The organism is Stackebrandtia sp. (assembly GCF_035643755.1).
GTDB lineage: Bacteria > Actinomycetota > Actinomycetes > Mycobacteriales > Micromonosporaceae > Stackebrandtia.
Genome location: NZ_DASQPW010000071.1, coordinates 17,922 through 31,000 on the forward strand (window position 1 = coordinate 17,922; position 13,079 = coordinate 31,000).

General features: G+C 65.3%; 11 protein-coding genes, 1 tRNA gene and 1 pseudogene. 4 read left to right on the forward strand and 9 right to left on the reverse strand.

Annotated features, from left to right (window positions below):
* Positions 1-755: 755 nt before the first annotated feature.
* Positions 756-3,545: an AfsR/SARP family transcriptional regulator gene (locus tag VE172_RS05195; RefSeq protein WP_324798137.1), complete on the reverse strand. Its 2,790-nt coding sequence runs from the start codon at positions 3,543-3,545 to the stop codon at positions 756-758.
* A gap of 166 nt (positions 3,546-3,711) precedes the next feature.
* On the opposite strand from VE172_RS05195, the gene VE172_RS05200 reads away from it, so the two are divergent.
* The 3 genes from VE172_RS05200 to VE172_RS05210 all read left to right on the forward strand — a co-directional run bounded on the left by VE172_RS05200 (position 3,712) and on the right by VE172_RS05210 (position 5,696).
* Positions 3,712-4,146 (forward strand): hypothetical protein, encoded by a 435-nt coding sequence (locus VE172_RS05200; protein WP_324798140.1) that lies wholly within the window; start codon positions 3,712-3,714, stop codon positions 4,144-4,146.
* Positions 4,147-4,242: 96 nt separating this feature from the next.
* Positions 4,243-5,160 carry a hypothetical protein gene (locus VE172_RS05205; protein WP_324798142.1) on the forward strand — a complete coding sequence of 306 codons (918 nt, stop codon included), beginning with the start codon at positions 4,243-4,245 and terminating at the stop codon, positions 5,158-5,160.
* Between the two features lie 11 nt (positions 5,161-5,171).
* Positions 5,172-5,696 (forward strand): hypothetical protein, encoded by a 525-nt coding sequence (locus tag VE172_RS05210; RefSeq protein WP_324798145.1) that lies wholly within the window; start codon positions 5,172-5,174, stop codon positions 5,694-5,696.
* Between the two features lie 151 nt (positions 5,697-5,847).
* On the opposite strand, the gene VE172_RS05215 is transcribed toward VE172_RS05210, so the two are convergent.
* The 3 genes from VE172_RS05215 to VE172_RS05225 all read right to left on the reverse strand — a co-directional run bounded on the left by VE172_RS05215 (position 5,848) and on the right by VE172_RS05225 (position 8,686).
* Positions 5,848-6,036, reverse strand: coding sequence for a Maf family protein (locus VE172_RS05215; RefSeq protein ID WP_324798147.1), 189 nt, complete (start codon positions 6,034-6,036; stop codon positions 5,848-5,850).
* Positions 6,037-6,046: 10 nt separating this feature from the next.
* The gene (locus VE172_RS05220) at positions 6,047-7,981 is read right to left on the reverse strand and encodes an ATP-binding cassette domain-containing protein (RefSeq protein WP_324798149.1); all 1,935 of its coding nucleotides are present in this window, start codon (positions 7,979-7,981) and stop codon (positions 6,047-6,049) included.
* A 632-nt stretch (positions 7,982-8,613) separates the two neighbouring features.
* Positions 8,614-8,686, reverse strand: a tRNA-Asn gene (locus VE172_RS05225).
* A gap of 156 nt (positions 8,687-8,842) precedes the next feature.
* On the opposite strand from VE172_RS05225, the gene VE172_RS05230 reads away from it, so the two are divergent.
* Positions 8,843-9,175 (forward strand): hypothetical protein, encoded by a 333-nt coding sequence (locus tag VE172_RS05230; RefSeq protein ID WP_324798152.1) that lies wholly within the window; start codon positions 8,843-8,845, stop codon positions 9,173-9,175.
* A gap of 7 nt (positions 9,176-9,182) precedes the next feature.
* Here VE172_RS05230 and VE172_RS05235 read toward each other — a convergent pair whose 3' ends face one another.
* The 5 genes and pseudogenes from VE172_RS05235 to VE172_RS05255 form a co-directional block, all read right to left on the reverse strand.
* Positions 9,183-10,061: a ThuA domain-containing protein gene (locus VE172_RS05235; protein WP_324798154.1), complete on the reverse strand. Its 879-nt coding sequence runs from the start codon at positions 10,059-10,061 to the stop codon at positions 9,183-9,185.
* A 19-nt stretch (positions 10,062-10,080) separates the two neighbouring features.
* Positions 10,081-10,881 carry an ABC transporter permease gene (locus VE172_RS05240; RefSeq protein WP_324798157.1) on the reverse strand — a complete coding sequence of 267 codons (801 nt, stop codon included), beginning with the start codon at positions 10,879-10,881 and terminating at the stop codon, positions 10,081-10,083.
* A gap of 15 nt (positions 10,882-10,896) precedes the next feature.
* Positions 10,897-11,661, reverse strand: coding sequence for an ABC transporter permease (locus VE172_RS05245; protein WP_324798160.1), 765 nt, complete (start codon positions 11,659-11,661; stop codon positions 10,897-10,899).
* A gap of 8 nt (positions 11,662-11,669) precedes the next feature.
* Positions 11,670-12,611 carry an ABC transporter ATP-binding protein gene (locus tag VE172_RS05250; protein ID WP_324798162.1) on the reverse strand — a complete coding sequence of 314 codons (942 nt, stop codon included), beginning with the start codon at positions 12,609-12,611 and terminating at the stop codon, positions 11,670-11,672.
* Positions 12,612-12,673: 62 nt separating this feature from the next.
* Positions 12,674-13,079 (reverse strand): annotated as a pseudogene (locus tag VE172_RS05255) (DNA primase); the annotation flags it as partial.

Below are 13,079 nucleotides of genomic sequence, written 5' to 3' on the forward strand. Positions count from 1 at the left end.
TCGTGCCCCTGCTCATGCCCATTCTGTCCACTCACACCGGACACAATGGTGACTCGAAACTTGCGGCTCGCTGCCCATCGGGGATCGGCCTGCGCGACCAGTTGACGGTTGAAACCCGACGTCGGAGAAGACCGGCTCTGCGCACGTCGGATACGGCTTCTCATGCGCGCCACACGAGCAATCGCTTGTTGACGCCACCTGTTGTATCGACAGTTCTTTGGCAATCGAAGGGACTTATAGTGTCAGATCATGCCGGGGCAGATCTCTACCACCAATAGCGGTGATAGGCAATGCTAACCGGCCACGTCGTGTCGTGGAAGCCGTTCAACGTGCAGCGCGGCACCATCGCCGCCCACGGGACCCGCGCATTGACGCCGCTTAGACCCACGCCGAGACGTCGAGCGCAAATGGACAACCATCCACATCGACTGTCCCGACCGTATGAGACCCTCCGCGGCCGTTGAGCACACGTCATCGTGTGAACGCATCCGCGGTGGGGGTCTGGCTGGTGAGTGTTGGCGCGGAGGTCGCCGTGTTGTTGTAGTCGCTGGAGAACGGTGACGGGGAAGGGACCCGCTTGTGCGGTGTCGAGTTTGGAGCCGTATGAGCAGGTCGCTTGACAAAAACGTAAGGCCTACGTGGATTTTCTAGTCCAATGTGAATCCGGCCCCCGATCAGTGCGTTTACCGTGATTGTCGCGCCCTATGAAGATGGTGAGGGTCAATGGTCACCGCTGTCCTTCACGCCAGGGCGGCTCACCGCAGGATTTGTGGAGTGTCTGGATGATCGGTGGTTTCGATGGCGGATCGTTCGGTGTCAGTGATTGCTTTGCAATGGTGCAGGATCGCCGCCGCGCGATTCCATCGGTTGCGGGCTTGCGATGTCTCGCCGGTTTCCTCCAGCGCTAGTCCAATGCTCCACAAGATCGCAGCGTGACGAATAGTGCCGTCTTGGCCGATCTCATTGCAGAGTCTAAGGGCGCTGGTGAGTGTATCGATTGCTTCGGTGAGACGGCCAGCTCGGTGGAGGACAACACCCAGGTTGCCCATTGAGGTCAGTTGGCCCAACGAGTTTCCAGTTCGCACGGCGATATCGGACGCTTCGGTTAGGGTGGCGATTGCTTCAGCGATCCGGCCTTGCGCTTCGTAAATGAAACCCAATTGATCCAGCGCGGGACATTCGTTGTTCCCGCTGGCTTGTCTTGTGGCCTCAAGCGCTTGAGCGGCATAGTCGAGGGCTCGGTCCAGGTCACCGAGTCTGCGGCAGATCCGTGCCAGGCCAATCAAAATGAAGCTTGGGACAGGGGCCTCTCCACTTTGTCGCCTAGCGTCCAGGGCACGCAGTAGGTGATCTCGTGCCCGCGACAATTTGCCCTGGGACTTTAGGGTCTGTCCCAGGTCGCTGTGCGCGAAGAATTGCAGTTGGGGATCATTGACGCGGTCGGCGTGCTCGCAAACAATGTGACGAAGTCTAGCCAATGTGGCTAGATCGCCGTAGTTCTCGATCGGTACTCCAATGACGGTACTCAGTGCCACCGCCAGTTCCACGCCTTCCTTGCCCTCTGGCGGATTGCGGCAGAGAGCCGTGATATTTGTCAGTTCGTCTGTAGTCCATGCCTTGGCCATCTGCGCAGACGTCATCGGAGTATCGGGGTAGAGCAGATCCTGCGGGCCGATCTTGAGGTTTGTCGAGCTGCTGCGGTTGGGGAAATAGGCGTGGAAACTCGCCCTGGCGGTGGCCAGGTATTTGTGCCACATCCGCACTCGCGCCTCGTCGCGCTCGTGGGCGGTCTCCTCGGCTTCCACGAGTTCGCGAGACAGCAGCCGCAACAGGTCGTGGGTGCGATATCGCCCTGGCTTCTGGGATTCGGCAAGCTGAGCGTCCACAAGAATGTCAAGAAGGTCCTCGGCGCGGTCATCGTGCACATCAGCCAAGCCGGCGGCGATCGGAGCGCCGACATCGGGCCCGTTGTGCAGGGCGAGTAGTCGAAACATTCGGGCTGCGGCGGTCCCGTCGCTGTCGTGGAACAAGTCTCGGTAGCTGACCATGAAACTAGAGCGAACCGCAATATCATCCACTGCCAGTTCGGAGAGCCGAGAATCGCTAAGTTTGGCCACCAACCGCGAGATACTCCAGGCTGGACGAATTTTGAGGCGTGAGGCGGAAATGTTCAGTGCCAGTGGCATTCCCGCGCACAACCGCACCAACTCAGCTGCGGCTTCGGGTTCGGCGTCGATTCTGGAAACACCGACCACTCGGGATAGAAGTGCGTGCGATTCCTTGTCAGACAGAGCCTCGAGGCGCCACCCCGACGCGTCATCCAGAGTGGTCATGGCCCGGCGGCTGGTGATGACGACCGCACAGCCCGCCCCGGAGGGTAGCAACGGACGTACCTGCGCGATGTCCTTGGCATCGTCCAAGACCACCAGGACGCGTTTGTGCGCCGTGAAGGTCCGGAATCTGTTCGCCAACTCCGGCGTCTCGGTGAGGTGCCCCGGCTTGTCCCCCAAAGACCGCAGAAACCATGCCAGTGCCTGGCCAGGGTCGACCGGCTTGGCGTCCGGCGTGGCCCCGTGAAGATTGGCGTACAACTGTCCATCTGGGAATTGCTCCGCCACTGAATGCCCCAGGTGGATCGCCAGGGCCGACTTCCCGATCCCACCGGCACCGCTAATCGCCACGATCACTGGGGTCTGGGCGAGCCTGTCACTCAGGTCGTCGAGTTCGGTGCGCCTGCCGGTGAAAGCGCCGATGTCGGCGGGCAGTTCGGCCGGGACCGGCGATGCCGCGGCGCGGGGCTCGGTATCCCGTGACACATCGCCTGTGAGGATTGTGCTTTCCAGCTCGCGCAGACGTGGACCGGGATCCAGGCCAAGCTGTTCGGCCAGCAACCGCCGCACGTCCTGGTAGGTATCCAGCGCCTCGGATTGTCGCCCTGAGCGGTACAGCGCGAGCATCAGCTGGGCCCGAAACTCCTCGTGCAAGGGATACTGATCCACAAGGGCTGTAATCTCGCCGAGGATCTCGGTGTGATTGCCCCGCCCCAGTTCGATGTCCACGCGCCGTTGCCGCGCATTGAGCCGGACGTGTTCCAGACGGGTGGCCTCGTCGCGCAGCAGTTCATGGTCGGTCAATTCCCGGTAGGCGGAGCCGCGCCACAGCGCCGCGGCTTCCGACAGTAGATCCGCAGCGGCATCCGCGTCGCCGTTGCGACGCGCGAGATCGGCGTCTTTCACCAGCTGCTCATAGCGCAGGGCGTCCAGCTCGTCGGTGCTCGCACGGATCCGGTAGCCACCGCTGTCATTGACGATCCGGTCGTCTTCGCCCAGGCGCTGGCGCAGCTTGTGCACGTGCCAGGGCACTCGTTTGGCGCCGTCCGGTCCCGACACGTCGTCCCAAAGCACATTGGACAACACATCGACGGGCACCGCGCGATTGGCACGCGCCAACAACGCGGCCAACAGCAATCGCCCAATGCGTCCCGGCACCACCAGCGGCTGAGCACCGTCCATCACGCGCAGGGGACCCAACACCTCGAACCTCACGGTGCACCCCTGGCGGATTGGCATGTGCCTGCATCGCCGTCAAGTATGCCCAACGTGGATGTGGCCAGCCAATCGCGAGCAAAGCAATCGCAAATACTTCCGGGCCAAACTCGGCACTCACGTAGCCAATCCGAAAGGGCCCAGCCAAATGAATGATGCCCAACCCATGCTCGCTGACCTGGAGGCGATCTACACCGCCGGAAAGGCCACGTTGCCCAACGTGGCGCAGGTCTTCGGGTCCGCCGGGCAGTGCGTGCACGCCACCAGCGGCAGCGAGTCCGCCGCGTTCACCTTCACCGGAGCCGGAGCCGGGGCCGGGGTCAAGCACCTGCATGCCCAATGGGCCGCGCTGCGCGACACCTTGCGGGACCGGATCCTGGCGCCGACTCAGCAGAGCCTGCTCACCTCGGGGCAGGCGCTGGTGCAGGTCGCCGGCGACTACGCCCAGCAGGACGGCGACAACGCCAAGGCCATCAAGGACCTGGACACCAGGCTGGCCGTCAACGGCGACGGCGTTCCCGCGAACAAGCCACCGACGTCGGTGACAACGGTGCCGAAGCACGATGATCCGGCAACGCGCGAATACCCCAAGTTCAATTAGAGATTGTGGACAGATAGGACCGTTATGGCCTGGTACGGCAGCATCGACACAGTCAAACCCGCGCTTTTGCGCGCAGCCACCGAGGCACGCGAACGCATGCTCCAGTCCGAAAACGCCGCCCCGGGACAAGGCCCCGGCCAGGGCCCGGACAAGAAACAGACACCCATCGGTCCAGTGGAGACCGACGCCAATTTTCAGAAGTACATCGACCGGCTTGACGACTTCACCAAACCCGACCTCGGGCCCGTGCTGGCCATGCGCGACGCACTGGGCCAGGCCGATATCTGGCTCGCCTCCGGCGCGGCCGCCGAGATCACCAAACTCGCCGCCGACTTCGGCAAGGGGGGCGGCAAGTGGAGCTCGGCGGCCGCCGAGAACTTCGGGACCTACATACTGGCGCCGTTCGGCACGATCGTGCAAAACCAGCGGACCATCACGATCAAGGTGCTCCAAGACGCCCTGGATACCTACGCCGACATGCTGAAACGCCGGAAGACGGACGCGCTCACGATCGCGAACAAGACGATTGAGGTGCTCGATTCTCTCAACATCGTCAACGCCAAGTGCCTGTTTTGCGCCAGCGTCGTCGCCCTTGCCCTGGCCGGAGGCGGTCTCACCATCTCCGGGATCTTCATCGGAGCCGCGGCCACCACCGCTGAGATCGGTGTCGCCATCTCCAGCGCCTCCGTCGCGATAACCAGCTCGGTGATCTCGAACGTCAGCATCGGGGGCGCGACCCCATCGTCAGTGCTGTCCTCGATGACCCAGGCGCTCGACGGTGTCGAAAAGGAAATGGACGCCAAGGCCTGTGGCGCGGGAAACGTGTTGCAGGAAAGAGCGACCAAAAAGGTCGATCAGATCCTCCAGGCCGACGCGAAGGGCCAAGGGACCCGGATTCCGGTCCTGGTGCCGCGCGAACCCGACACCGGGGCACCACGCGTCACCGACGGCAACGGCCACGCCGTCAAGCCCAAGTTCACCCCACCCACATACGACAACCCGACCGACAATTAGGACGGACACCGATGCCGACGCTGGCCAATCTGCTCGACCGGATGACCATCAAGGTGGTATCCCCGGACGGCAACATCCGGGCCGGGGTCTCCGGGCCACGACTGGACATGTCGCTTGATTTCCGTCCCGGAAGTTACCACCGGTATGACGACACCACTATGGAACACCAGCTAGCGAAACTTGCCACTCTGCTGTGGACCGGGTATCAACGTGGGTACGAAAATGCCACCGCACAGGCCGGTCTGGAGGTAATTTCCGACCCGGTGGACGACACCTTCCGTGCGTTTCTTCGTGGGCAGTCCACGATCACCGCCCACGGTGAATCCTCAGATAAAACCGTCCGTGCCACCAGCACCGGACTGCTGGAGTGGGCCTTCCACATCAAACCCGGCTCACTGAGCCGTCTGCGTGAAAACGAGTTCAAGCCGCACCTGCTCGAGGCAGCACGCGCGGTCCTGAACGACCACAACGAATCCGTAGAACGCCTACGCATCGAGTGCCTAACCACGATTGTGGCCAACGCACCCAAGATTTGAGTCCCGATCCCGAACGCTCCATTCTGACCTCTGATCAGCGGAGGAACAGAACACCTGCGGGATTCATTGTTTGGTCGTCGACGTCGGCGCGGATGAGGCGGACTCCGAGGATGATTACCTGGACGGCGAGATCGGCGCCGCAGACGTAGGATCAGGCGACTACAGGTGTCGGAAACGCCCCGGGGCAGGCGGCCACGGCGGTGACGGTGCTGGCCTGGATCTCCTCCAGCTCCAGATCAACGGGTTCGACGGTGATCCCCCATAGTCCAAGGTAGTCAGTGGCGATTTCGATCTTGTGCCGGTTCCCCGTCACCATCGCCATGGTCTCAAACGGCTTCACGATCGTGTCCTTAGTGGTCGCTGTATGACTTGGCTTGGAGGGTGAACAACTCGGCGTATTGCCCGCCTTGAGCCATGAGTTCGTCGTGGCTGCCAGTTTCGATGAGGTGGCCTTTGTCCAGGACGATGATGAGATCGCAGGTGCGGATGTTGGCCAGGCGGTGGGTGATCAGGATGGTGGTGCCGTCGCGGTGGCGTAGGTGGTCGAATAGGGCGTGTTCGGCGCGGGGGTCCAGTGCGGCGGAGGGTTCGTCGCAGATGAGGATTGGGGCGGCTCGGTAGTGGCCGCGGGCGGCCGACAGGCGTTGCCATTGGCCGCCGGACAGGTCGACGCCGTCTTTGTAGGTTTTGTCGAGGAGGGTGGCGTAGCCGTGGGGGAGGTCGGTGATGGTGTCGTGGACGCCGACGGCGCGGGCTGATGTCTCGATCTTGGCGTGGCCGTTGGTGGTGTGGGCGGCGCGGCCGATGCGGATGTTGGCCGCCGCGGTGAATGGCCAGCGTTGCACGTCTTGGCCGATGACTCCGATGTGGCTACGGCATGCTTCGACGTCGAGTGTGGTGGTGTCGATGCCGTCCCAGGCCATGGTCCCGCTGGTGGGCTGGTAGAGGCAGGCGAGGACTTTGGCGAGGGTGGTCTTGCCGGACCCGTTCTCCCCGACCAGCGCCACGGTCTGTCCCTTCGCAATGGTTAGTGAGATGTCGGTGATCGCGTTGGTCTGGGCGCCCGGGTAGCGCAGCGACACGTTGTCCAAGGCGATCACGTCGGGAACCGCCGGAGAGGCAAAAGCTTGTGCCGACGTGGTTGACGCGGCTGCCGCCTCGGTGCCGCTTGTGGAGCGTGGGGTGGCATCGTCTGCGGACGCCGGGTTTGCGGTGGCGGTGCGGGTGCGGGCGTCATCGATGAACGATTGATGGTCACCGGCATACAGGCCGGAGTCGTAGCATTCGTTGACGGCGTTGATGAGGTTGCGCATGGCCGAAGTACCTTGCTGCAACGCCAACACCGCCGCGGCCCCGGCAGCGATCGGGATCGCGCCGGTGGCCAAAAGCCACGCCAGGACCCCGTACACGCCGACCGCGGCGGCCCCGGAGGCGATGCTGCCGGCGGCGCGGGTGGCGGCCTGTTTGTTGGCGACGGTGGTCTCGGCGCTGGTTTCGGTGCGCGCCATGGCCCGGTGCTGGGCCGACAGCCAGGGGGCCAATTGGAGCGATCGTACGTCGGCGGCTGCCCGCGTGTCAGCCATGATCATCAGCAGTATCCACAAGCGACGCCGCCGGGACACCCGGGTCTGGAATGACAGGTACCCGATCTTGGCCGACCGCAGCGCCGCCCACGCCGCGGGACATGCCGCGACCGCCAGCAGTACCAGCAGGATCGGGTGGAACGAGGCGATCGCCACGGCCACCGCGACCACCGTGACCGCGCCGGTGATGGCGTCGATGGCGTACTGCACCAGCCACACCGCGGTGTCCAGGCCGCGGTCCCGGCAGCGTTGCATGGAGTCGGCGAAGTCGTCATCGTCGAAGGCCGCCAACGGTACCCGCATGCTCAGGGCGAAGAACTCGACCTCCACGGCGTTGGTCACCAGGGGTTTGAGCCTCGACTGGGCCCAGCCGGCGGCGATACCCAGGCCCGCTCGGGCGCCCGCGGCGATCGCCACGGCCACCAGCGACGGCGCCGCGGCCACGAACCGGTCCACTGTCGGGGATTGGGTAAACAGGGCCGCGGCGACGTTCTTGGTGGCGATCAACCCGGACGTCACCGCCACACCGGCGGCGACGTTGAACACCACCGCGGCGATCGTCGTGGTTTTCGATGCCCCCCAGGCCACGACCAGCGCCCGAGCGATGAGGGCGGGCAGACGCCGCAGCATCGTCCACAACCCGGCATTGGCGGTGGTCTCGGCGTGGCTGTACCAGCCCAGTGCCTCCAACTCCGCCAGCACCTCCCCCTCACCTACAGGTTCGTCCTTTGTGCCCGTCTCGGGGCGTCGTTGCCTGGGCAGCAAGCCAAACCATCGCGGCATGGACAAAACCCTCCCGTGAAGTCAAGACGTGTATAGGGTCAGCGTTTCATCACGGTGTGACATCGGAGGGGCCCCTGGTGGTGATGTGGAGAATGCCGTCGGCGATGGAGATGGCACGGATGGTGTGGGGTTGCAGGGGGTCGGCGTGATGGCGGCGGGTACATCGGCTTCGCGTAGCAGGATCGCCAGGTGGCACAGGCTGGATCCGTGATCGAACACCATTCCGGCGACGTGTCCGATGAGGATGGACAGGATGGCGTAGGGGCGAGGCGCGTAGATGATGGTTGTGCGGTCGTAGTGGCTCAGTTCGGCGACGAGCCCGGCGGCGGCGATAGTGGATTTCCCGGCCCTCGCCAGTCCGTGAATACGATGCGCAAAGTAAGGTGTCGTCGCCGCGGGGTTCGATGTTGCCGCGTTGGCGGGTCTTCGGAGTCTTCATGGGCATCCCTCAAAGATGTTCATGCCCAAGCTCATGCCCAAGGATCGAAATCTCGGGCGTGTCGCGACCGCCGAACCGGGTATATTGGCTGGTAGAAGCCGAAAAAGAAAAGCTCCCCGAATTGGACTCGAACCAATAACCTGCCGGTTAACAGCCGGCTGCTCTGCCAATTGAGCTATCGGGGACTGTGTCCGCCGTGGCGAACCTGGAACAGAGTACAACAGGGTTTCGGGGTGTCGGCAACTGGGTTTGTCAAGATTGCGACTTGTGGGCTCACACTGGGTGAGAAGGCGGCACAATGGGCGCGCAGCGGTTGTCACCGGCTATGGGAGGCGTGAGATATGCGTAAGTGGATGTTCGTGGCGGGTGTCGCGGTGGGCTACGTTTTGGGCGCCAAGGCCGGGCGGGAACGGTACGAGCAGATCGTGTCGGCGGCGCGCAAGGTGCGGGACAACCGGACCGTGCGCGGGGCCGTCGAGACGGTGCAGCAGCAGGCCGGGAACGTGGCGGGCTCGGTGCGGGAACGGTTCCTGCGCACGAGTTTCGGCGAGCGTTGGTTCGGGGACGGCGTGGTCGAGGTCGAGGTGGACGACATGCGGCCGGAGTACTGGGAGACCGCGGGCGTCACCACCTCGGCGCGGGCGCGGCAGAGCCACGGCGACCCGGCGATCTGAGCCGGGCTCAGGCCAGGCGTTCGCGGCGGTTGAGCCGCACCACGGCCAGCGCCCCTCCGGCGGCGACGGCGGCGATCCAGGCCAGGAAGGTCAGGCCGTAGGGCCACGACGGCGTGGAGTCGGAGACGTTGACCATGGGCTGGGACTTGATCCCGGCCGCCCACCAGATGCCGCTGCGCAGCAGCTTCTCGAAGTCGCCGTCCTCGAAGTTCTTCGAGCTGTGGCCCATCGAGGTGTACCAGGCGCGGCCGCCCTCGAACTTGTGGCACCAGGCGACCGGCAGGGTGGAGTCGTTGAGGCCACCGTCTATTGTGGCTAGCACGTCGAAGCCCTTGCGCTTGGCCACGTCGCGGTCGAAGTGGTACCACTGGTCGTCGTGGTCCTCCAGCTGCTCGGGGGCGTAGCGGGCCGGGGACTGGTCGGTGTCGACGGCGACGGTGCGCGCCGTGGTGGGTTGGCCCTCGCCGGTGACCTCGAAGGCGCCGACCAGGTCGTGGTAGTACTTCCAGTGGCGCTCCGCGCGGGAGGCCCCGTGCACGCCGACGTAGCCGCCGCCGCGCGACATCCAGGCGGCGAAGGCCCGCTGCTGCTTCGCGTCGAGGACGTCGCCGTAGTTGTTGAGCCACAACACGACGTCGTACTTGTCGAGCGTGGGGCGGGTGAACGACGCGGCGCTGTCGGTGGCGTCCACCTCGAAGCCGTAGCGGCGGCCGAACATCTGCAGCAGGTTGACGTCGGTGCTGGTGGCGGTGTGTTCCTGCTTGGGGTCGGCGGCCTTGGTGAACACCAGGACGTGCGGTTTCGCCCCCGAAGCCTGGGCGGGCACGACGGGTACCAGCAGCAGCGCCACAGCCGCCAGCGCGACGGCGAACAACCTCCTCAGCACGGCTTCACCGTACCGGGCGTCATTTGTACAGCAGCTTGCCCATCCGCCTGGACGCCACGGTGATGCCGATCGCGCCGATCAGCACCAGGTAGGCGGCGTGCCCCAGCAGGCCCCACTGCGGCAGGCCCAGTGTGAGGCCCCGCACCAGCTCGATGCCGTGGTACAGCGGGGACAGGTACACCAGCCACTGCAGGGCGACCGGGTAGTTCTCGATCGGGGTGAAGGTGCCCGAGAACAGGAACATCACGAAGACCATCGACATCAGCCAGTCGAAGTCCGTCCAGGATCGAAAGAGCGTGGACATCGTCAGGCCGATGCCGACAAAGGACAGACCGATCAGGACGGCCGCGGGCAGCGCCAGGATCGCCCAGGCCGAGGCGATCATGCCCATCGAGGCCATGACGACGAGGAACGCCACGACGTACAGTGCGCCGCGCAGCAGCGCCCACGCCGTCTCGCCCATCATGATCTCCATGGGGCGCAGCGGCGTGGCCAGGATGCCGTCGTAGAGCTTGGCCCACTTGAGTTTCCCGAAGACGTTGAAGCTGGTCTCGGCGATGGCGGCCATCATGGCGGCGTTGGCGAGCATCGCCGGGGCCACGAAGGTGGCGTAGTCGACGTGGCGCCCGTCGGGCAGCGGGATCTTGCCGACCAGGGCGCCGACACCGATGCCCAGGCCCAGCAGGTAGAACAGCGGCTCGAACACCCCCGACACGATGAGCAGCCAGGCGCGGCGGTGCGCGGTGAAGTTGCGTTCCACCATCGCACCGGGGCGGCGCAGGCCGCGGAAGCGGACCCATTGCACGGCGAGCTCGGTCATGGCCTCTGTCCTCTCCTAGCCCGTCATCCGGCGGCGCAGTCGCGCGCTGGCCAGCCACCAGCCCAGCACGCCGAGCACCAGCAGGTACGCGACGTGGACGGGCCAGGGCCACGGGGTTGCGGTGCCCGATGCCGCCCAGCGGCACAGCTCGGCGCCGTGCCACACCGGGGAGATCCAGGCGATGGGTTGCAGGTAGGTCGGCAGCTGCGACAGTGGGAAGAAGATGCCGGAGAACAGGCTGACCGGCACGATGCCGAAGCGCTGGATGATGGACAGCGCCACCTCGTTCTTCACCGTGACGGAGAAGGAGTAGATCCAGCCGATCAGGGCGAAGCCCACCAGGAGCCCGAACACTATGGACAATGGGGCGGTGGGCCGGGAGAAGATCCCGAACACCCCCAGCACCCCGCAGAACACGCTGGCCGCGATCAGCGAGCGCATCAGTCCGTACAGCAGGTGCCCGGCGAGGATCTGCGGCGGCGACAGCGGCGACGCCTGCATGGCTTTGTACTGCTGGCCCCAGCGCAGCGCCGCGAACACCGGCCAGGTCATCTCGCCGCCGACGGTCTGCAGGACGGTGGACGCCAACAGGCCCGGGGCGACGAAGGCGGCGTAGGAGACCCCGCCGAGGGCGCCGGTGTTGTTGACGTACGCGCCGACGCCGTAGCCGATGCTGACCAGGAACAGCACGGGCAGCATGAAGGTGGACAGCACCGAGCCGTACCAGACCCGGCGGTAGTTCATCAGCCAGTATTCGAAGGCGTGGAAGGTGCCGACCATGTCCGTTCCTACTCGATGAGGCTGCGGCCGGTGAGGCGCAGGAAGACGTCTTCGAGGGTGGCGCGGCGGGCCAGCAGGCTGGACGGGGTGATCGCGCGTCCATGCACTTCGGACATTGCGGCGTCGCCGTCGTTCGCGTACAACAGGATCCGGTCGGGAAGCGCCTCGACCTGGGCGTCGATGCCGTCCAGCTTGTCGGCGATGTCGGACAGCTCGTCGGTGTGGCGGCCCTCGAAGCGCAACTCCACGACCTCGCGGGTGACGTGGGCGTCGATGAGCTCGCGCGGCGAGCCCTCGGCGGCGATCCGCCCCGCGTCCATGATGACCAGGCGGTCGCACAGCTGCTCGGCCTCGTCCATGTAGTGCGTGGTGAGGATGATGGTGATGCCGCGCTGCTTGAGCCGGAACAGCCGCTCCCACACCAGGTGGCGGGCCTGCGGGTCCAGCCCCGTGGTGGGCTCGTCCAGCATGATGATGTCGGGCTCGTTGACCAGGGCGCGGGCGATGGTGAGGCGGCGCTTCATGCCGCCCGACAGCTCCTCGACCTTGACGTCGGCGCGGTCGGACAGCTTGACGAAGTCCAGCAGCTCGCGGGCCCGCTCCTTGGCCACCTTGTATTTGATGCCGAAGTAGCGCGCGTAGATCACCAGGTTCTCGAACAGGGTGATCTCGGTGTCCAGGGTGTCCTCCTGCGGCACGACGCCCAGCCGCGCCCGGATCGCCGGGCCCTGGGTGGCGGTGTCCAGGCCGAGGACGGACAGCTCGCCGTCGCTGGGCCGCGACACGCACCCGATCATCCGCATGGTGGTCGACTTGCCCGCGCCGTTGGGCCCGAGGAACCCGAAGGCCTGCCCACGGCCCACGTTCAGGTCGATGCCGTCCACCGCCACGGCGCTGCCGTAGCGCTTGACGAGGTGGCGCGCGTAAATCAGGGGGCGATCGTCTGGCACACGGGGACCGTAATGCCGCGGTACGACAATCACAAGTGGTTATCGGGGGATTGACACACCGATCACAGGCCGCCGACGGCCTTCTCCTTGAGCCCCCGCAGCCGTTGCTCCAGCGTGATCAGCTCGCCGAACAGCGTCATGTACTCCTCGTTGGCCGAGGCGGGATTGACGCGTTGCAGGCGGGACTTGAGCTCGCGGACCTGGCCGTCGACCACGGGCACCTGCACGCCCGCCAGCGTGGTGTTCACATAGGACGCGTCGGGGTCGGCGGTGACCCGCAGCGGCTCCACCGCCAGCTCCGAGATCATGGCGGCCGCGGCCATGTCGCCGCACGCGTCGGTGACCGCGGCGAGCCAGTTCGGCCCGGAACCGGCCGCCCCGGCGCCGCCCGCGGCGGTGATCGCGACGCGCACCGCGCGGTACAGCTCGTCCCGATAGAAGGAGTCGTCGACGGCGTCGAAGTACGGG

What these genes read in the sequence shown, in the direction of transcription:
- VE172_RS05205 (WP_324798142.1), top strand. Translation starts at nt 4,243, where the DNA reads ATGCTCCAGTCCGAAAACGCCGCCCCGGGACAAGGCCCCGGCCAGGGC.
- VE172_RS05240 (WP_324798157.1), bottom strand. Translation starts at nt 10,881, where the DNA reads ATGACCGAGCTCGCCGTGCAATGGGTCCGCTTCCGCGGCCTGCGCCGC.
- VE172_RS05230 (WP_324798152.1), top strand. Translation starts at nt 8,843, where the DNA reads ATGCGTAAGTGGATGTTCGTGGCGGGTGTCGCGGTGGGCTACGTTTTG.
- VE172_RS05245 (WP_324798160.1), bottom strand. Translation starts at nt 11,661, where the DNA reads ATGGTCGGCACCTTCCACGCCTTCGAATACTGGCTGATGAACTACCGC.
- VE172_RS05200 (WP_324798140.1), top strand. Translation starts at nt 3,712, where the DNA reads ATGCTCGCTGACCTGGAGGCGATCTACACCGCCGGAAAGGCCACGTTG.
- VE172_RS05210 (WP_324798145.1), top strand. Translation starts at nt 5,172, where the DNA reads ATGCCGACGCTGGCCAATCTGCTCGACCGGATGACCATCAAGGTGGTA.